Here is a 20,631-nt window from a genome sequence, read left to right on the forward strand (position 1 = left end):
AATTTGCATTGTCTAAACAACCTTGCAATACAAATAATTAGACCTGACACCTTGGTTGTCAGCAAGGTCGATTTAGACTATTTCATCATCTGTAATTAAAGACACTCCAAAAATGCCCATTGGGGCAGTATATTCCCGGCGCCTTCTGATGCTCTTCTATGTCCGAAACGTCAAGCACAACAATTACCTCCTCCTGACACTTTGGACAGACGACAGACAATTCCCCTTTGTGATACTCACCAAATATCTTATTCATTGCCTCTAACTTTCCGTCGTAGATTATTTTTTCCATATTACCCTCCTAACCCTTACAATAACTTTTTGCAATTTAGTGCCAGGCACCGTCTTGTATTTTTTACAGTTCAAAGAAACCTAATAAATCAAATAACAAGGCCTGATCGCTTCGTTTTGCTTGCGTAAGATCCGCCAATACCATTTCTTCGATAAGCACGGCCTGCCTCACAGCTTATCCAATGAGCAGCGGAGGGTGGCTAGCTTGAGCACCATGCTGGGTTACGATCGCTACACCATCCCTTGCGAGTAAGCGGAAGGGGCTGCGCGTTGCATTTCCATAAGATCCTTGACTTGCGAAAGGAACGCCTCTGCCGACGACCCATTTTCCATTTCAAAATCAATCCGCTCGTTACTATTAGATATAACAGTCACCCACCTCAGCCCCAAACCCGGCAAAAACCCCAAGTCGCGATTAATTGCAAGATCAATCTTTGCAATCGAAATATCTTTATATTGCAGCCAGCTTACCGACTGATCTTTTTCCCAGAAAATCCCCTCCGACGCCACCCCAAAAAAACCACCCTCATCGCAAACATGAACCGCCAAAACAGTTGATGCCCCAGGAAGTGTCGAGAGAGCCCGTTGAATACTCCCCTTTATCGATTCTTCGCACGCTGAGAATACAAACGTTCGCCTAGTCTCCAACAGGCTCTTTCGGAACATGACAAGCAACGCCTGAATGGTTTTCACCTCGCCAAATCCTTTACTATTTTCAACAAGCTTTTATCGATTTCTGGGGTGCGACAGATAAGCTTTACTGCATAACCAGCCCGCAGGCCAAGCCCCCCCCCCCTCAGCCACAGCCAACGCAAGGCCCACCTGTGACGCTAACCCTGCCTAACGATATCCGGGGCGTAATTATGCCACGCCACCCAGAGCACACCCGCACCCGTCAGTAAACCACGGCCAGCTCGCCGCCAAGCACCCCCACCAACCCCACGCAAAACCACGCCGACCTTGCGTTTCAGCCTCGACGGTTCCACACTTGAAAACCCACTGTCATAGCTGCTCCGCGATGTACCGCTGCCTTATCCTCATCTTGCTGAGTTGTTCCCTTGCTGCTGCCGGCGATGCCCGGCAGGGTCTGGAGAGTCTTTACGAGGCAGCCAATCGTTACCTCACCACCCAACTCGCCAGCCACGGCGATCGGGCCAGCTTCCAGCTGGGCAGGCTGGATAGCCGGCTAACGCTTGCACCTTGCCAGAAGATAGATGTGGAACTGGCGCAGGGTAACCGGCTACTAGGCAACACCAGCTTGCGGATACGCTGCAGCAAGGGTGCCAAGTGGACAGTCAACCTGCCGGCCGCCATCGCCATACAGGCCGATTACTGGGTTGCTGCACGCGCCCTGCCCTCGGGCCACGCGATTACCGAAACCGACATCGAGCGCCGCACCGGCGATCTATCCCAATTGCCCCCCGCCGTGGTGGTCGACCACGTGCAAGCCATTGGCCGCCACCTGGTTGGGGGCACGCCCGCAGGCGCCCCATTGCGTAGCGATCAATTGCGTGCCCCCTTCGCCGTCAAGGTGAATGAATTCGTCAAGGTAGTGGCCGTCGGCAACGGCTTCGAAGTGGCCAGCGAGGGCCGCGCCATGGGCAATGCCAACGAAGGCCAGCAGGTCAGCGTCAAGATGATCAGCGGTGCCGTGGTGCAGGGCATCGCCCGCGCAGGCGGCACGGTCGAGATAAAGTACTGATTCTTGTTGCATTGCGCCATTCGCGCCTAGACCCCCAGCCCCCCCACAAGTAGAATTGCCGGTTCTTCCCACGGTGAGTGCATTCTCTCTACTCCATGCAGGTATTTCGCGGCGTCCCATTTCATCCGGCCGGGCCTTGTGCCCTGACCATAGGCAACTTCGATGGCTTGCATCGCGGCCATCGTGCCATGCTTGATCGCCTGGTGGCCGAAGCACGCCGCGCCAACCTGCCGCCCGCCGTGCTCACCTTCGAGCCGCACCCGCGCGAACTGTTTACCCCCGATGCCGCCCCCGCCCGCCTCTCCAGCCTGCGAGAAAAGCTCGAGCTGCTGCGCGATGCCGGCATCGCCAGGGTCTACCTCGCCCACTTCAATCGGGGCTTTGCCTCGCTTACCGCCGAGGCGTTTGCGGGCGAGATCGTAGCCAGGCAGATCGGTGCGCGTTACGTGCTGGTGGGCGACGATTTCCGTTTTGGCAAAGGCCGTGCTGGCGACAACAGCCTGCTGGCCACCTATGGCCAGCAATTTGGTTACCTGGCCGAGGCCATGCCCGAGATAGCCGTAGACGGCCGCCGCGCCTCCAGCACCGCCGTGCGCGAGGCCCTGGGCAGCGGCGATCTGGCGCTGGCCGAGCAGTTGCTGGGCCGCCCCTACCGCATCAGCGGCCGGGTGGTGCATGGCGCCAAGCTGGGCCGGCAGATAGGCTTTCCCACGGCCAATATCCAGGTCAAGCATAACCGCCCGCCCCTCACCGGCATCTTTGTCACCGAAGTCCACGGCGCGGCCGACCAGCCCCTGCTGGGTGCAGCAAGCCTGGGCAAACGCCCCACGGTGGACGACAGCGGCCGCATCGCACTGGAAGTCTACCTGCCCGATTTCAGCGGCGACCTGTACGGCCGTCATCTGCAGGTGGATTTTTTGCACAAATTGCGTGACGAAGCCAAGTACGATGGCCTGGAACCCCTGATCGCCCAGATCAAGCTGGATGTGGAGAACGCCCGCGCCTTCTACCGCGAACGAATTAGCCTCCCCCGTCCGTGAGCGGGCGGGGGCTGCACGAATCACGCTGATCGGTGCAAAGCGCCGGTCAAGAGACTGAATTCATCGAGTTACCACCATGTCCGAACAAAGCAAATACCCAGTCAACCTGCTGGATACCCCCTTCCCCATGCGGGGCGATCTGGCTCGCCGCGAGCCCGGCTTTTTGCAGCGCTGGCAAGACCAGAAGCTGTACCAGCGCATCCGCGCAGCCGCCCAGGGTCGGCCCAAGTTCATCCTGCACGACGGCCCCCCCTATGCCAACGGCGACATCCACATCGGTCATGCCGTCAACAAGGTACTCAAGGACATCATCGTCAAGACCAAGACCCTGTCGGGTTTTGATGCCCCCTATGTACCGGGCTGGGATTGCCACGGCCTGCCTATCGAGCATCAGATCGAAAAGCTGGTAAAGGGCGACAAGAAGGCCATCGAAGCCGCACCGGCCATCCACGCCAAGATCGTGGCCTTCCGCAAGGAAAACGGCCTGGACGAAAAAGCCACCCACCTGCCGGTCGATTTCGTCCGCACCCTGTGCCGCGAATACGCCGAGATCCAGATCGAGCGCCAGAAGAAGGACTTCGTCCGCCTCGGGGTGATCGGTGACTGGGAGCACCCCTACAAGACCATGGCCTTCGAGACCGAGGCCAACATCATCCGCACCCTGGGCGAAGTGCATCGCCAAGGCTATCTGGTTAAGGGCCAAAAGCCCGTGCACTGGTGCGTCGATTGCGGCTCCTCGCTGGCCGAGGCCGAGGTGGAGTACGAGGACAAGAATAGCCCCGCCATCGATGTTGCCTTCCCGGTCAAGGATACCGCCGCCCTGGCCGCGGCCTTCGGCCTGCCTGCCGATCGCATTGCCGGCGTGCCTGCCTATGCCGTGATCTGGACCACCACCCCCTGGACGCTACCGGCGAACCGGGCAGTTTGCGTACACCCCGAACTGACCTACGATCTGGTCGAAACTCCCAAGGGCCTGTTGATCCTGGTGCGCGAACTGGCCGAAAGCGCCATCAAGCGCTACGGTTTCGAATCGGTCGAGGTGGTAGCGCAGGCCCACGGCAGCAAGCTGGAACACCTGAAGCTGCAACACCCCTTCTACGAGCGTGAATCCTTCATCATCCTGGGCAACCATGTCACCACCGATGCCGGTACCGGCCTGGTGCATACCGCGCCCGCGCATGGCCTGGACGACTGGCTGGTCGGCCAGCATTACGGCCTGAGCGACGAAAACCCGGTGGGTAACGACGGCCGCTTCAAACCCGGTGTCGCCCTATTCGAAGGGAAGTCGGTATGGGAAGGCAACCCGCTGATCATCGAAAACCTGGCCGCCAACGAATTGCTGCTGGCCAATGTGCGCCTCAATCACAGCTACCCGCACTGCTGGCGCCACAAGACGCCCATCATCTTCCGCGCCACCGCCCAGTGGTTCATCAGCATGGAAAAACCCGGCCACGCCGGCCAGGCGCTCCGTGCCGTGGCGCAGAAGGCGGTCGATGACACCGAGTTCTTCCCCGACTGGGGCCGCCCACGGCTGGAATCCATGATCAACAACCGCCCGGACTGGTGCGTTTCACGCCAGCGCAACTGGGGCACCCCGATGACCTTCTTTGCCCACAAGGTGACCGGCGATCTGCACCCCCGTTCGCTGGAGCTGCTGGAAGCCGTCGCCAAGCGTGTGGAAACCGGCGGCATCAACGCCTGGTTCGCGCTCGACCCGGCCGAGCTGCTGGGCGACGAGGCCAAGGACTACGACAAGCTGAACGACACCCTGGACGTATGGTTTGATTCCGGCTCCACCCACTTCGCCGTGCTGCGCCAACGGCCCGAACTGGCCTGGCCGGCAGATCTCTACCTGGAAGGCTCAGACCAGCATCGCGGCTGGTTCCAGTCGTCCCTGCTGACCGGCTGCGCCACCCAGGGCCGCGCCCCGTACAAGCAGTTGCTGACCCATGGTTTTACCGTGGATGGCAAGGGCGAGAAGATGTCCAAGTCCAAGGGCAATGTGGTTGCGCCGCAGAAGGTCATCGATCAATACGGCGCCGACATGCTTCGCCTGTGGGCCGCCAGCACCGACTATTCGGGTGAGATGAGCATCTCGGACGAGATCCTCAAGCGTGTGGCCGACAGCTACCGCCGCGCACGCAACACCCTGCGCTTCCTGCTGGCCAACCTCAGCGACTTCAATGCCGCCACCGACGCCATCGCCGTAGACCAGATGCTGACGCTGGATCGCTACGCCCTGGTCATGGCACAGCAGTTCCAGGATGCCGTCACGGCCGACTACGGTCGCTACAGCTTCCACACGGCCATGCAGTCCGTCCACCACTATTGTGCGGACGACCTGGGCGGCTTCTACCTCGATATCCTGAAAGATCGCCTCTACACCACAGCGGCCAACAGCCCGGCCCGCCGCTCTGCCCAGACCGCTCTGTACCACATCACCCGCAGCCTGGCCTTGCTGCTGGCACCGGTACTCAGCTTCACGGCTGACGAGGTGTGGAACACACTGGAAGGCAATAGCGACGACAACACCCTGCTGCACACCTGGTACACGCTACCCCAACCTGCCGATGCGGCAGCACTGGCAAGCGATTGGTCCGCCGTGCGTAGCGTGGTGGCACTGGCCAAGAAGGAGATGGAAGTCCTGCGCGAAGCCGGCAATATCGGCTCCAGCCTGCAGGCCGAGCTGACCATCACAGCCGATGCCCAGCTCTACCCCTTGCTGGCCGCACTGGGCGACGATCTGAAATTCATCCTTATCGTCTCCAGCCTCAGCCTGGTCAGCGGCGACGAAACCCGCGTCAGCGTGTCGCCCGCCACGGCCGCCAAATGCGAGCGCTGCTGGCACTATCGCAGCGATGTAGGCAGCCATGCCGAGCACGGCAGCCTCTGCGGCCGCTGCGTCAGCAACCTGTTTGGCACGGGCGAGGTACGCAAGCATGCTTAAGCAAGGCATGGCGCGCTGGCTGCTGCTGGCTTTCATCATCATGGTGGTAGACCAGGCCACCAAGCTGGCAATTGAGTCGGCCTTCGAGTTCGGTGATGTCCTGCCCATCTTCAACGGCTTCAACCTGGTCCTGACCTACAACAAGGGCGCCGCCTTCAGCTTCCTGGCCACCGCCGGGGGCTGGCAGCGGCATTTCTTCACCTTGCTGGCCCTGGTCGTCTCGGTTGCCATCGTCGCCATGCTGCGCAAGCACCACGGCGAAACCCGCTTTGCCCTGGCGCTGTCGCTCATCCTCGGTGGCGCCGTAGGCAATCTGATAGACCGCCTGCTCTACGGCCACGTCATCGATTTCCTCGATGTCTACTGGGGCACCAGCCACTGGCCCGCCTTCAATATCGCCGACTCGGCCATCTGCGTCGGCGCCGTATTGATGGTGTTGGACAGTTTCAAGAAGCCGGCCGACCAGACCACCTGATCAAACAGGAATTGCCATGACCATCATGCAAATCGTACTCGCCAATCCACGTGGCTTCTGCGCAGGCGTAGACCGCGCCATCGCCATCGTCGAGCGCGCGCTGGATCAGTTCGGCGCCCCCATCTACGTCCGCCATGAAGTGGTGCACAACAAGTTCGTGGTGGAAGACCTCAAGCAAAAAGGCGCCATCTTCATCGAAGAGCTGGACGACGTGCCCGCTGGCGCCACCCTGATCTTCTCCGCCCACGGGGTATCCCAAGCGGTACGCCGCGAAGCAGAATCACGTGGCCTCAAGGTGTTTGATGCCACCTGCCCACTGGTGACCAAGGTCCACATGGAGGTCAAAAAGCTGCGCGAGACAGGCTTCGAGATCATCATGATCGGCCACAAGGGCCACCCCGAGGTAGAGGGCACCATGGGACAGTCCCAGGGCGGCATGTACCTGGTCGAAGACGCTGCCGATGTGGGCAGGCTCGCCGTGCAGGACGAAAGCCGGCTGGCCTATGTCACCCAGACCACCCTGAGTGTGGATGACGCGGCCGTGGTGGTGGATGCACTCAAGCAGCGCTTCCCCGCCATCGTTGGCCCCAAGAAGGACGATATCTGCTACGCCACGCAAAATCGCCAGGATGCCGTCAAAAAGCTCTCCAGCCAGGCCGATGTAGTGGTGGTGGTCGGTTCCACCAATAGCTCCAACTCCAACCGCCTGCGCGAAGTGGCGGCCAACGCCGGTCTCGATGCCTACTTGGTCGACAATGCCAGCGAATTGCAGGCAGCCTGGTTTACCGGCAAGGCCCGCGTGGGGGTCTCCGCTGGCGCGTCAGCCCCCGAAATACTGGTCAAGGAAGTCATAGCCCGTATTCAGGAATTCGGCGCTCAATCGGTAGAGGAAATGGAAGGCACGATTGAAGGGATTGTGTTCTCTTTACCCAAGGGATTGAATACCCAATAAATGGTGAATTACTGATATTCATTACCCGCAAACGCTGTCAACTATCTAATGTAGTTGTAGCGTGCGCGCTACAAAGGCCGGTAATATTATTACCGGCCTTTTTATTAAACGCGCCAAATCCAGATATAAATACAAGCGCAACGCATTGTTTACATTAAGAAAGTAGACATACCGACCAGTGTGTTTAGCCCCTCAGGTGAAATAGTTCCCTAACCGTTTTCCCTAATGCATTTATCGGCCACTCTCATCACAATGCGTTCGCCTGCCACGGGCGTGCTATGCGCCCTTGGCCTAACTTAGAAGAAAAGGAAATCCCGCATGAAATACGCTCGCATCGCCGCACTGGTTGCTGGTCTGTTTGCTGCTCCCGTACTGGTTCACGCCGAAAACGCCAACGTTACCGTTTACGGTATCGCCCAAGCCGGCGTCAGCATCGTCAACAACGACGACGTCACCAAGACCATCATTGAAGACACCGGTTCGCGCATCGGCTTCAAGGGCGAAGAAGATCTGGGCAACGGCCTCAGCGCTTTCTTCAAGATCGAAAGCAAGGTTCGCCTTGACGACGCCAGCGCAAGCGGCTTCGCCAACCGCGAAGGCTGGCTTGGCCTGAAGGGCGACTTCGGTACCGTCAAGCTGGGTCGCGGCAAGACCTACTTCGACCTGGCCCAAGAGAACTTCGACGGCTTCAACGGCAACTCCACCATGATCAACAGCCTGTTGATCGATGGCGTCTACTACCGCTCCAGCAACAACATCGCCTACGAAACCCCCAACCTGGGCGGCTTCGTTGGTAAGCTGCAGTACGGCGACATGGAAGGCAAGACCAACAACGTGACCCCCTCGGCCGTGATCGGCTCGCTGGAGTACAACGTTGGCTCGCTGCAACTGATCGGCGCCTTTGAGTCGCAGCGCGACCTGGCTCCTGTCATCGCTGATGGCACCAAGCCTGTCCTGGACGGCGCCCGCATCAAAAACTACCTGCTGGGCGCTGGTTACACCCTGCCAGCTGGCACCAACTTCAAGCTGGCCTACCGTCAATCCAACTTCAGCCTGGGCCCAGTCGATACCGACCGCGACACCATCATCGGTGTGGTCAGCCAGCCTTTCGGCAACGCTACTGCCCGTATCGGCTACACCCACGTGGGCGATCTGGACGGTCTGGACAACTCCGGTGGCAACTACCTGGCCCTGGGCGTGGACTACGCCGTGTCCAAGCGCACCATCGTTTACACCGAATTCAGCCGTGCCACCAACGAGAAGAACAACGTCTCGCTGCTGGAAACCTCGGCTGGCCAAGGTGGCGCCATCGGCACCAAGCGCAACAACAGCGCCTGGACCACTGGCATCATCCATCTGTTCTAAGCCGTACCCCGCTATATCGGCGCAAGCCGACGCAGCCGAAACACCCCGCTCAGGCGGGGTGTTTTTTTGCCAGCTGCGCTTGCAGATCGCCACCCAACTGCGCCACCAGAAAGTCGATCATCACCCGCAGCTTGGGGGGTACAAAGCGGTTGGACGGGTACAACACCCAGGCCGTCCCAGCATATGCCGTCAGGTGCTCCCAATCAGGCAACACCACCCGCAGTCGGCCCTGTGCCAAGCTGGCGGCAGCCGCAAATGCGGGCAGGCTGGCAATCCCCAAACCCGCCACTGCCCCTTCCAGCCGCATCTCACTGTGATTGGCCACATAGCGGCCACGCACCGCCACAGTACACAGCTCGCTGCCCTGTCTGAATCGCCAGTGCCGGTCACGCTCATCCTCACCAAGGTACAGGCAGCTATGCCCAGCCAGTTCCCTGGGGTGCACAGGCGTGCCATGCGCCGCCAGGTAGTCCGGGCTGGCGCATAACATATGGCTGATCGTCATCAAGGGCCGGCCAGCCAGCCCTGGCGGCGGATTGTCCGTCATGCGTATGGCCAGTTCCACCGACTCGGCAAACAGATCCACGGTCCGGTCAGTCACCACCAGCTGCACATCAACCTCCGGATAGCGCCGCAGGAATTCGGCCATCAACGGATGCACCACCTGCCGCCCCACCGCCTTGGGCACACTGATCCGTATCAACCCCCTCGGTGCTGCAGCGTAGGCATCCTTCAAAGCCAAAACCCCGCCGGCCGCCGCCAGCATGTCCTGGCTACAAGCCAAGGCCGCCTCGCCCGCCTCGGTCAAACGCAGCTGCCGGGTTGTCCGTTCCAGCAGCCGTAGCTGCAGGCGCGCTTCCAGCCTGGCTATCAAACGGCTGACCGCCGAGGGTGTCAGCCCCAGTTGCCTAGCCGCAGCCGAAAAACTACCCGCCTCCACCACCCTGGCGAACACCGCCATTTCAGGCAGGCTTTCAAACTCCTCATTTGTTCTCATGGCGCACAAATCTTGTTCCAATACGGCAGATTATCATTCCATACGGATAAATTGATAATCCGGCATCACTCTCTCCAGGCTGACGCCATGTCCTCACTTACCCTTCCCCAGCCCGCCGGATTACTGCGTCTGTCCGATCTCCTCTTGCTTCTAGTCGCCATGGTCTGGGGTACCAGCTATGGCATAGCCAAAGGCGCCCTCGCCTACTATCCGGTACTGGGCTTCCTGGCCATACGCTTCCTGCTGACCTTTGCCCTGCTGGCCCCCACGCTGTTGAACATCAGCCCACAAGCCCGCCGCGATGCGCTGCTGGCCGGCTTGCCACTGGGCGCCCTGATGCTGGGTATCTTTATCTGCGAGACCTTCGGCGTCGCAATGACCCAGGCCGCCAATGCCGCCTTCCTGATCAGCCTGTGCATCGTCATGACACCCTTCGTGGAGTGGTGGCTGCTGCGCCGCCGACCAGCAACACCGGCTTTTGCCTTCGCCGGTGTCTCCTTGCTGGGCGCCCTGCTGCTGAGCGGAGGTCTGGAGGCCCGCTTCGGCCTGGGCGATCTATTGATGCTGGGCGCAGCCCTGCTGCGCGCCATTACGGTCTGCCTCACCAGCAAGCTCACCCAGGGCCGCCAAATCGCCCCGCTGGCACTGACCGCCGTTCAGGCAGCCGTCATAGGCAGTGGTAGCCTATTCTTGGCTTGGTTTAGCCCACAGGGCCTACCGGCCCTACCTGCGCATACTGGCTTCTGGCTGGCAACGGTTTACCTGGTACTGGGCTGTACCATCTTTGCCTTCTTCGCCCAAAACTGGGCCTTGCGCCACAGCTCCCCCACACGGGTAAGCCTCCTCACCGGCAGCGAGCCCGTCTTCGGTGCCCTGTTTGCCGTCCTCTGGCTGGGCGAAACACTCAGCCCCATCGCCTGGCTAGGCGGCGCCCTTATCGTCCTGTCAGCATTCTGGGCCGCACGCCACAAGGCAATATGACATAATCATTCAAACAACAACAAAATCCATGCAAACACACTATTCAAGGCCGAATATCGTATCCCACCCACCACACACCAGCCTTGCTTAACCAAGCGCTAAGGCTGACTTAAGTGCGGTTATTCATTTGTCATGATAGTCTCCTCGTCCACGCAAACCCCTTTGCGCCCCGACAGTGGACCCAAAATACAAATGGAGAACCCCGTGCGTCACACCTTGCTCGCATCCCTGCTGACCTTAGCATTTCTCAACACCGCCCAAGCCGCCCCCGCCAAGAAGATCTGGATCACCGTAGGCGACGACGCCTACGCCCAACTGCAGCGCGTAGCTCCGCAAAGCATCGCCAAGCAATCACGCACCATCTCGGCCGGCCGTGGCGATCAAGGCCTGTTTGCCGAGCAGGTACACGTTGTCGAAGTCGAGGAGTCCAGCCTGCACTCACTGTCCGAAGCCGTGCACGAGGAACTGCACCGCTGCGGTGGCTTCATCGCCCACAATAGCTACGCTGACGCACTGCGCGCCTTGCAACCAGTACAACCAGCCGCCATCACCCGCCCCAGCTACGCCATCGACAATCAAGCCCAGGTCCAGCCCCTGCTGCCCATGCTGCAGGAAAGCCATATCGCCAGCACCATCGTCACCCTGTCGGCCTTCACCAACCGCCACTTCAAGAGCCGTCATGGCGTCGCCGCATCCGACTGGCTGCTCAAGCACTGGCAAAGCCTGGCAAAAGGCCGTAACGACATCGTCGCCGAGCAGATCACGCATGCAGACTACCCGCAGAAGTCTGTCATGATCACCATCAAGGGCCAGACCAAGCCGTCCGAAGTCATCGTCATCGGCGGTCACCTCGACTCGATCCACAAGGGCACCATGGGCGAGGACACCCGCGCCCCCGGCGCTGATGATGACGCATCGGGTATCGCCAGCATGACCGAAGCACTGCGCGTCCTGATCGCCCAGGGCTACAAGCCAGACCGCACCATCAAGTTCATCGGTTATGCCGCCGAAGAAGGCGGCCTGCGCGGCTCCAAGGATATTGCCCAGCGCTTCAAGTCCCAGAACACCAATGTGGTGGGCGTCATGCAGCTGGACATGACCAACTACAAGGGCTCGGATAGCGACATCTACCTCTACACCGACTACACCGACGCCGCACAAAACACCTTCCTGGCAGACCTGATCAAGACCTACCTGCCCACCTTGAAGGTAGGCCAGGACAAATGTGGCTATGGCTGTTCGGACCACGCCTCCTGGACTGGCCAAGGCTATCCGGCCTCCATGCCATTTGAAGCCAGCTTCAGCGGCATGAACAAACGCATCCATACCGCGGAAGACACTTTCGAGAACATGGGTAGCCAAGCACAGCACGCGCTCAAGTTCGCCCAACTCGCCACCGCCTACGCCGTAGAGCTTGGTAGCGATGCCAGCGGTCCCGGCAACGGCGGCGGCCAGACCGAGACCCAGACCGGCTCGCTGAAGCAAGGCCAAAACCTGGCCTACGGCCCTTATCGCCTTACCGCAGGCGCCAGGCTGACCGCCCAGCTCACCGGCCAGGGTGATGCGGATATCTACCTGCGTGCCGGTAGCGCCCCCACCAAGATGGAATGGGACTGCCGCCCTTATCGTGGTGACAGCGAGGAAAGCTGCAGCAGCCCGGTAGGCTACAGTGGCGACGTCTACCTGATGGTGGATGGCTACCGCGACGCCAGCTACACGCTGACGATCAAGCAGGCATCAGGAAAGTAAGTGAGCAAGGAGGATGGGTGTAAACCCATCCTCAGTAGCAAGGGGTGGAGTTGATCAATTATTGACGGCCCCCATCTTGCCTAGCCCATGAAAACAAACAGCCCATCGTTTCCGATGGGCTGTTTGTTTGCAGCACTCGCAGTGATTATTTGACTGCAACCGTGTCGGCCACGTCCTGATAATCCTTGATCTCGTTGAAATTCATGTACTTGTAGATTTCACCGGACTTGGCACTCAGCACGCCCATATCGGCCATGTACTCTTCCTTGGTCGGAATACGACCCAGCTTGGAGCAGATGGCGGCCAGCTCGGCCGAACCCAGGTAGACATTGGAGTTCTTGCCCAGGCGATTGGGGAAGTTACGGGTGGAGGTAGACATCACGGTGGCGCCTTCCTTCACCTGAGCCTGGTTACCCATGCACAAGGAACAGCCTGGCATTTCCATACGCGCGCCGGCAGTGCCAAAGGTGCCGTAGTGGCCTTCCTTGGTCAGCTCCTCGGCATCCATCTTGGTAGGAGGAGCCACCCACAGCTTGACGGGGATGTCGCGCTTGCCTTCCAGCAACTTGGAAGCGGCGCGGAAGTGGCCGATATTGGTCATGCAGGAACCGATGAACACTTCATCAATGGTAGCGCCTGCCACTTCGGTCAGCGTCTTCACGTCATCCGGGTCGTTCGGGCAGGCCACGATAGGCTCGTGAATATCGGCCAAATCGATCTCGATCACGGCAGCGTATTCGGCATCGGCATCGCCCTTGAGCAGCTCAGGCTTGGCAATCCAGGCCTCCATGGCCTTGATGCGACGCTCCAGGGTACGGGCATCGGCATAGCCGTTGGCGATCATGTTCTTCATGAGCGTGATGTTCGACGTCATGTATTCAATGATCGGCGCCTTGTCCAGATGCACGGTACAGCCAGCAGCAGAGCGCTCTGCCGAGGCATCGGACAATTCAAATGCCTGCTCGACCTTGAGATCAGGCAAACCTTCGATTTCCAGGATACGGCCGGAGAACACGTTCTTCTTGCCTGCCTTGGCTACCGTCAGCAGACCAGCCTTGATGGCATACAGCGGAATGGCATTGACCAGATCGCGCAGGGTGACACCGGGCTGCATCTTGCCCTTGAAACGCACCAGCACCGACTCGGGCATGTCCAGCGGCATCACACCGGTAGCCGCCGCAAAGGCGACTAGTCCGGAACCTGCGGGGAAGGAAATACCGATGGGGAAACGGGTATGCGAGTCGCCACCGGTGCCTACGGTATCAGGCAGCAGCAGACGGTTCAGCCAGGAGTGAATCACGCCATCGCCGGGGCGCAGGGCAACACCACCACGGGTGCTGATAAAGGCCGGCAGCTCCTTGTGCATCTTCACATCCACGGGCTTGGGGTAAGCCGCCGTGTGGCAGAACGACTGCATCACCATATCGGCGCTGAAACCCAGGCAAGCCAGATCCTTCAGCTCGTCGCGGGTCATCGGGCCAGTGGTGTCCTGCGAACCCACAGTGGTCATCTTGGGCTCGCAATAAGTCCCCGGGCGCACGCCCTGGCCTTCCGGCAAACCACAAGCACGACCCACCATCTTCTGGGCCAGCGAATAACCCTTGCCACTATCCACCGGCGCCTTGGGCAGGCGGAACTCGGTGCTGACCGGCAGGCCCAGTGCTTCACGTGCCTTGGCGGTGAGGCCGCGACCGATGATCAGGTTGATACGGCCACCGGCGCGTACTTCATCCAGGATCACATCGCTCTTGAGCTTGAACTCGGCCACGGTAGCGCCGTTCTTCTCGATCTTGCCAGCGTAGGGGTAGATGTCGATCACATCGCCCATTTCCAATGTGGACACGTCCACTTCAATAGGCAGGGAGCCGGAGTCTTCCTGGGTATTGAAGAAGATGGGGGCAATCTTGCCGCCCAGGGTCACGCCACCGAAACGCTTGTTCGGCACAAAGGGGATGTCCTGGCCGGTCGCCCAGACCACCGAGTTGGTGGCGGACTTGCGGCTGGACCCGGTACCCACCACATCGCCCACATAGGCGACCAGATGGCCCTTTTTCTTCAGGTCTTCAATGAACTGCATGGGGCCGCGCTTGCCGTCTTCTTCCGGGGTGATGCCGGGGCGGGCGTTCTTGAGCATGGCCAGGTAGTGCAACGGAATATCCGGGCGCGACCAAGCATCCGGTGCCGGCGACAGATCGTCGGTATTGGTCTCGCCCGTCACCTTGAACACTGTCACAGTGATCTTTTCTGCCACCTCTGGGCGGCTCTTGAACCACTCGGCATCAGCCCAGCTCTGCAGTACTGCCTTGGCGTTGGCATTGCCGCTATCGGCGAGTGCCTTCACGTCATGGAAGTAGTCAAACACCAGCAGGGTCTTCTTCAGGCCATCAGCCGCGATACCGCCCACTTCGGCGTCAGCCAGCAGATCGACCATAGGCTTGACGTTATAGCCGCCCAGCATGGTACCCAGCAGCTTGGTCGCCAGCGCGCGGTCAACCAGCGGCGACTTCACGCTGCCCTCAGCCACGGCAGCCAGAAAGGAGGCCTTCACCTTGGCGGCATCGTCCACACCAGGAGGAACGCGATGGGTGATCAGATCAACCAGGGTGGTTTCCTCGCCGGCCGGCGGGTTCTTCAGCAGCTCGACCAGGTCGGCCACCTGTTGGGCGGTGAGCGGGAGCGGCGGAATGCCCAGGGAGGCGCGTTCGGCGACGTGCTGGCGGTAGGCTTCTAGCATGATGGGGAACCTTTGCTTGCGGTTGCGATTTTTGGGAAGCGGCGCGGCTGCTTGCAGCCACAGATCCGGCTATTACCACCTGGCTGCCGGGATCATTCCCATGTCGGCGAGGCGATTTTTGCGAATGGGCGAAGATTACGCCCAACCGGCACAAGGCACAAACGAGTATTTGCTACACACGCTGTGAGCTAAAATCACAGCATGAAGCCCGATCTCCCCCCACTCAACGCTCTCCGCTCCTTTGAGTCTGCAGCAAGACTGGAAAGCTTTTCCGCTGCTGCCAACGAACTGTTTGTTACCCATGGTGCTGTGAGCAAACAGATAAAGCAATTGGAGGAATGGCTAGGGGTGAAGCTGTTTGAACGCGTGGGCGGCCGCGTCAAGCTGTCTGAAGTCGGCTGGCGCTATCTGGTGCAGGTGCAGGACGGCCTCGATATCATCGCCAATGCCACGGCGCAGCTGATGCAACCTAATCGCCAGCGCCGGCTGGTGATCAATTCCACCCCTACCATGGCCATGCATTGGCTGCTACCGCAGCTGACCGACTTCCAGCGTCAGTATCCTGACGTAGAGCTACGCTTGATGACCAGTGACCGCGACATCAGCCGCTTGGATGTACCGTTTGACCTTGCCATACGGCGTGGGCCCGGTGATTGGCCAGGCTATATCAGCAAACCCTTTCTGGATGAATGGGAAATACCCTTGTGCAGCCCTGCTTTGCTGGAGCGACACCCAATACGCGAACCCGCAGACCTGGTGCACCACACGTTGCTGCATGCCGATACCCGTCCCACGGCCTGGCAGCGTTGGCTGACGCTAGCCGGCGTCCCTGATCTGAAACCGGCCGCCAGCCAGCAATTCGACCATTTCTACCTGGCCCTGCAGGCTGCCATGGATGGCCTGGGCGTCACCCTGGGTCCTTTACCTATGATGCAGGCCGAAATCGAGGCCGGAACACTGATTGCCCCCTTGCGTGGCCCTATCGTACCGGTACGGGGCTATTGTTGGATCGCCCCACGCGCCATGATGAACGACCCCGCCATTACAGCTTTCTGCCAATGGCTGGAGGGACGTGCAGCCACCTTGGGCTGATGTAGCCGGCAGCCTCATGGTCAATACCCACATCGCAATGGCTTGCATCCTGCCGGGCATGGTCGAAGATAAGGAGATTGACGAACCACCAGACTGCCGCCCAGTCCTAATCGAAACACCCGCATTCCGTTCGGAGGAAGCACCATGCCCCACAATCTGCACAATACCCTCAAGTCGCTGACGCTCTCTTCGGGCATCCAGCTGCAGTATTACAGCCTGCCTGCACTGGAGGCTGCTGGCGTGGGGCCGATCAGGCAGCTGCCGGTATCGATAAGGCTAGTGCTCGAAGCGGTACTGCGCCATTGCGACGGCAAGAAAGTGGCTGAGGAACATGTTCGGCAGCTAGCCAACTGGGGGGCATCGGCACCTAGGGTGGATGAAATTCCTTTTGTGGTGGCGCGCGTTGTGCTGCAGGACTTTACTGGTGTCCCGCTACTGGCCGATCTGGCCGCCATGCGCAATGTCGCAGCCAGGCTGGGCAAGAACCCCAAGACCATAGAGCCGCTGGTACCGGTAGACCTGGTGGTCGATCATTCCGTGATGATAGATCACTACGGCTCCGCCGATGCCCTACGCCTGAACATGGAGCTTGAATTTCAGCGCAATAGCGAGCGCTACCAGTTCATGAAATGGGGCATGCAGGCATTTGACACGTTCAAGGTGGTACCGCCTGGCATTGGTATCGTCCATCAGGTCAATCTGGAATACCTTTTCCGTGGTGTGCAGATACGCGACGGCATGGCCTTCCCAGACACTCTGGTGGGTACCGATAGCCATACCACCATGATCAATGGCGTGGGTGTGGTCGGCTGGGGTGTAGGAGGAATAGAAGCCGAGGCTGGCATGCTGGGGCAGCCGGTATACTTTCTGACGCCTGATGTGGTGGGCGTAGAGCTCAAGGGCCAGTTGCGTGAGGGCATTACCGCTACCGACCTAGTGTTGACTGTAACCGAGATACTGCGACGCGAGAAGGTCGTCGGCAAGTTCGTGGAGTTCTTTGGTGACGGCGCGGCCACGCTAAGCGTGGTGGATAGGGCCACCATAGGCAATATGGCGCCCGAGTATGGCGCCACCATGGGTTTCTTCCCTGTGGATGAAAAAACCGTGGCCTACCTCAAAGGCACAGGTCGTAGCGATGCAGAGGTTGAGGCATTTGAAGCCTACTTCAGGGCACAAGAGCTCTTCGGCATGCCGCGTGCCGGCGATATCCAGTACAGCAAGACGCTATCACTTGACCTCGGCACCATTGTCCCCAGCCTGGCTGGCCCCAAGCGCCCGCAGGATCGCATTGCGCTACCCGACATGGCGAATACCTTCAACGACCTGTTCAGCAAACCTTTGGCCGAGAATGGCTTCAACAAACCCGCCGCTAACCTAGCCAGTCGGGTAGTGAGCAAGAAGGACGGCATCGACCTGGGGCATGGTGACGTACTGATCGCAGCCATCACCAGTTGCACCAATACGTCCAATCCTGGCGTACTGCTGGCCGCTGGCCTGCTGGCCAAGAAAGCGGTAGAGAAGGGCCTCAAGGTCCACCCCAGAGTCAAGACCAGCTTCGGGCCAGGCTCGCGCGTGGTGACTGAATACCTGAACGAAACTGGCCTGCAGCCTTATCTGGACCAACTAGGTTTTAATGTGGCCGCCTATGGCTGCACCACTTGCATAGGCAATGCGGGTGATCTAGCTGCCGAGTTCAACGAAGCCATCCTCGACCACGACCTGATCGCAGCTGCCGTACTATCGGGCAACCGCAATTTCGAGGCACGCATCCACCCCAATATCAAGGCCAACTTCCTGGCCAGCCCCCCTTTGGTGGTGGCCTTTGCACTGGCAGGCCGCGTCAATATCGATATGGAGACGGAAGCCCTGGGTCTGGGCCGGGATGGCCAAGCCGTGTTCCTGCGGGATATCTGGCCTGGCAGTAATGAAATCGCCGCGCTCATGCACCATGCCATGAACCCGCAAACCTTCCGCCGGCTTTATGGCGACTTCACTCGCGATCATGACCTGTGGAATGCCATTCCTGCGCCGACAGGGCAGGTCTATACCTGGCCGGACTCGACCTATATCGCCCGCCCACCGTTCTTCGACGAATTCAGTATGAGCACGGGACAGATAGGCAATATCGTTGCCGCACGCGCATTGCTGCTGCTTGGCGACTCGGTCACCACCGACCATATCTCTCCTGCGGGCTCGTTCAAGGAAACCACACCAGCGGGCCGTTACCTGCTGGAGCACGGCGTGCAAAAGCCAGACTTCAACAGCTATGGCAGCCGGCGCGGCAACCACGACATCATGATAAGGGGCACCTTTGCCAATGTGCGGGTAAAGAACCTGATGCTGCCACCCAAGGATGATGGTAGCCGGGTAGAGGGCGGCTACACCCTGCTGGATGGTGTGCAGGCTACCGTGTTTGATGCGGCGATGGAGTACATCCGCCGCGGCACTCCCACCGTGGTTTTTGCTGGCGAAGAATATGGTACTGGCTCTAGCCGGGACTGGGCCGCCAAAGGTACGCAACTCCTTGGCATCAAGGCGGTGGTTGCGCGCAGCTTCGAGCGTATCCATCGCTCCAACCTGGTAGGAATGGGCGTACTGCCGCTACAGTTCAAAGGCAGTGATAGTGCGGAATCGCTCCATATCAGGGGCGACGAAACCTTTGATATTGTGGGTGTGAATGAGGCCCTCAAACCGCAGCAGGACCTGAGCCTGCGCGTCACCCGCCATGATGGCAGCCGCTTTGAAGTCAGCGTCCTATGCCGCATCGATACTCCGATAGAAGTGGACTACTACAAGCATGGTGGCATCTTGCCTTTTGTGCTGCGAGAACTGATGGCCCGTTAAACATCGCCACAGTGCGAAAGGGTAAGTCGGGCGGGGGTACATCGGCGAGACGCCGTGCTGTAGGGTGCAGTGGCGCTAGAGTGGTGCGAAAACCTGGCGCGAGCCCACACTATTGAGAGGTGGGGTCGGACTGTACTAGCGCCAGGGAAACCCTGGCGCTATCGATTGCGGAAGGCCGAGCAGCCGCTTCTCAGTTGCTTGAGTTCATCACACGCGCTGAGTATCCATCTGCGTCATTAGCGGCCTGTGGCCGTTTGGGGTTGCACTGCCTCGTCGGGCAGCGCACTCGCTTGTGGCAACACGGTCTGTCGATAGAACGCCAGCAACCTCTCCGCCGTCGCCGGTGCGCTCCAGCCTTGCGCATAGTCACGGGCAGCCATGCCCAGTTGCTGTCGTTTCTGCGGATCTTGCAACAGCGCCACCAGCTTGGCGGCAAAGTCATCGGCATTGTCGCTGGTACAGACACACCCTATGCCCGGCCCCAAGATATCCCTCGCCCCCATGGCTGGAATGCCCAGTACCGGCACGCCCATGGCCATGGCCTCCAGCAGTACCAGGCCCTGGGTTTCTGTGGTCGAACCAAAGACAAACACATCGGCCGCCCGATAGCAGTCTGGCAATGCCTTGGCCCGGTCCAGATAGCCCAGAAAGCGCACATGCTCTCCCAGCCCCAGTTGGGTGGCGCGAGCCTGCAGGTGCGCCAGTGCCGGCCCTTCCCCGGCGATCAGCAGCAGCAGTCGTGGGCGCTGTAGCCGGGCTCTGGCTGCCACTTCCAGCAGCAGGTCGATATTCTTCTCGTGCGCCACCCTGCCTACAAACAAGGCCAGCTCACGGTCAGGCGCTATGTCATGTTGCTGCCTGAAACCTGCGCCATCCCCCTCGGCAAACTGCCGCAAGGGTATACCAGTAGGTATCACGGCTATGGGCACCGTCACACCATAGCGCCGCAAGCCATCGTGCATGGCACTGGAGGGGGCAATGACACCTGCCAGGGCATTGCACTGGCTGCGTGAAAACCTCCTGGCCAAGGCGCGCGTCAACACGGCAGGCAGCAAGCGGGCATAGTGGTGCAGGTACTCTTCAAAAAAGGTATGGTAAGTCGCCACTACCGGCACCCCAAGCTGGCCTGCCAGCGCCATACCGGCGTAATGGGCTATGAAGGGTGTCTGGATATGGACCAGATCGTATTGGGCTGCCTGCAACTGCGGTAGCAGGCGCCGTACCAACCCCCGCCGCATCATCCTGTCTTCCGGATCAAACGCCAGATAACGTGATGGCACCCGCCATACCCCGGGTTCGTCCAGTTCATTGGGGTAGGCCGGCGCGATCAGATCTACCTGCACATCCAGCGCAGCCAATGCTTCACGAAAGGTCTGTATCGAGGTGGAGACCCCGTTGACCCGGGGGAAATACACATCGGACACCATCAAGACGCGCATGCCAAGCCTCTGGTTTCAGCAAG

Annotated in this window: 15 protein-coding genes; 10 read left to right on the forward strand and 5 right to left on the reverse strand. The window is 59.8% G+C overall.

The window, feature by feature from the left end; translation table 11 throughout:
- Positions 1-85: 85 nt before the first annotated feature.
- Positions 86-292 carry a hypothetical protein gene (locus QQK16_RS09195; protein WP_284196157.1) on the reverse strand — a complete coding sequence of 69 codons (207 nt, stop codon included), beginning with the start codon at positions 290-292 and terminating at the stop codon, positions 86-88.
- A 230-nt stretch (positions 293-522) separates the two neighbouring features.
- Complete coding sequence (locus tag QQK16_RS09200) at positions 523-984, reverse strand: hypothetical protein (RefSeq protein ID WP_284196158.1); 462 nt, start codon at positions 982-984, stop codon at positions 523-525.
- Between the two features lie 325 nt (positions 985-1,309).
- On the opposite strand from QQK16_RS09200, the gene flgA reads away from it, so the two are divergent.
- From flgA to QQK16_RS09230, 6 genes are all read left to right on the forward strand, one after another.
- The gene (flgA, locus tag QQK16_RS09205; protein ID WP_284196159.1) at positions 1,310-1,993 is read left to right on the forward strand and encodes a flagellar basal body P-ring formation chaperone FlgA; all 684 of its coding nucleotides are present in this window, start codon (positions 1,310-1,312) and stop codon (positions 1,991-1,993) included.
- Positions 1,994-2,088: 95 nt separating this feature from the next.
- Positions 2,089-3,033, forward strand: a complete 945-nt coding sequence (locus QQK16_RS09210; RefSeq protein ID WP_284196160.1) for a bifunctional riboflavin kinase/FAD synthetase — start codon at positions 2,089-2,091, stop codon at positions 3,031-3,033.
- A gap of 76 nt (positions 3,034-3,109) precedes the next feature.
- Entirely contained in the window at positions 3,110-5,980 is a 2,871-nt protein-coding gene (gene ileS / locus QQK16_RS09215; protein WP_284196161.1) for an isoleucine--tRNA ligase, read from the forward strand.
- Positions 5,973-6,455: a signal peptidase II gene (lspA, locus tag QQK16_RS09220; protein ID WP_284196162.1), complete on the forward strand. Its 483-nt coding sequence runs from the start codon at positions 5,973-5,975 to the stop codon at positions 6,453-6,455. The genes ileS and lspA overlap by 8 nt, the downstream gene beginning before the upstream one ends.
- 16 nt (positions 6,456-6,471) lie before the next feature.
- Positions 6,472-7,407 (forward strand): 4-hydroxy-3-methylbut-2-enyl diphosphate reductase, encoded by a 936-nt coding sequence (ispH, locus tag QQK16_RS09225; RefSeq protein WP_284196163.1) that lies wholly within the window; start codon positions 6,472-6,474, stop codon positions 7,405-7,407.
- Positions 7,408-7,725: 318 nt separating this feature from the next.
- Positions 7,726-8,772, forward strand: a complete 1,047-nt coding sequence (locus QQK16_RS09230; protein ID WP_284196164.1) for a porin — start codon at positions 7,726-7,728, stop codon at positions 8,770-8,772.
- Between the two features lie 49 nt (positions 8,773-8,821).
- Here QQK16_RS09230 and QQK16_RS09235 read toward each other — a convergent pair whose 3' ends face one another.
- Positions 8,822-9,769, reverse strand: a complete 948-nt coding sequence (locus QQK16_RS09235) for a LysR family transcriptional regulator (protein ID WP_284196165.1) — start codon at positions 9,767-9,769, stop codon at positions 8,822-8,824.
- A gap of 87 nt (positions 9,770-9,856) precedes the next feature.
- On the opposite strand from QQK16_RS09235, the gene QQK16_RS09240 reads away from it, so the two are divergent.
- Positions 9,857-10,750 carry a DMT family transporter gene (locus tag QQK16_RS09240; RefSeq protein WP_284196166.1) on the forward strand — a complete coding sequence of 298 codons (894 nt, stop codon included), beginning with the start codon at positions 9,857-9,859 and terminating at the stop codon, positions 10,748-10,750.
- Between the two features lie 204 nt (positions 10,751-10,954).
- Positions 10,955-12,499, forward strand: a complete 1,545-nt coding sequence (locus QQK16_RS09245) for a M20/M25/M40 family metallo-hydrolase (RefSeq protein ID WP_284196167.1) — start codon at positions 10,955-10,957, stop codon at positions 12,497-12,499.
- A 145-nt stretch (positions 12,500-12,644) separates the two neighbouring features.
- On the opposite strand, the gene acnB is transcribed toward QQK16_RS09245, so the two are convergent.
- Positions 12,645-15,233 (reverse strand): bifunctional aconitate hydratase 2/2-methylisocitrate dehydratase, encoded by a 2,589-nt coding sequence (gene acnB / locus QQK16_RS09250; RefSeq protein WP_284196168.1) that lies wholly within the window; start codon positions 15,231-15,233, stop codon positions 12,645-12,647.
- 201 nt (positions 15,234-15,434) lie between these two features.
- Between acnB and QQK16_RS09255 the strand changes: the two genes are divergently transcribed.
- Together QQK16_RS09255 and acnA are read left to right on the forward strand one after the other, a co-directional pair.
- Entirely contained in the window at positions 15,435-16,325 is an 891-nt protein-coding gene (locus QQK16_RS09255; RefSeq protein WP_284196169.1) for a transcriptional regulator GcvA, read from the forward strand.
- 144 nt (positions 16,326-16,469) lie between these two features.
- Positions 16,470-19,169 carry an aconitate hydratase AcnA gene (gene acnA, locus QQK16_RS09260; RefSeq protein ID WP_284196170.1) on the forward strand — a complete coding sequence of 900 codons (2,700 nt, stop codon included), beginning with the start codon at positions 16,470-16,472 and terminating at the stop codon, positions 19,167-19,169.
- A gap of 236 nt (positions 19,170-19,405) precedes the next feature.
- Here the strand turns inward: acnA and QQK16_RS09265 are convergent, their stop codons facing one another.
- Positions 19,406-20,608, reverse strand: coding sequence for a glycosyltransferase (locus QQK16_RS09265; RefSeq protein ID WP_284196171.1), 1,203 nt, complete (start codon positions 20,606-20,608; stop codon positions 19,406-19,408).
- Positions 20,609-20,631: the final 23 nt, after the last annotated feature.

This window comes from Chitinimonas prasina, assembly GCF_030160395.1.
GTDB classification, from domain to species: Bacteria; Pseudomonadota; Gammaproteobacteria; order Burkholderiales; family Chitinimonadaceae; genus Chitinimonas; species Chitinimonas prasina.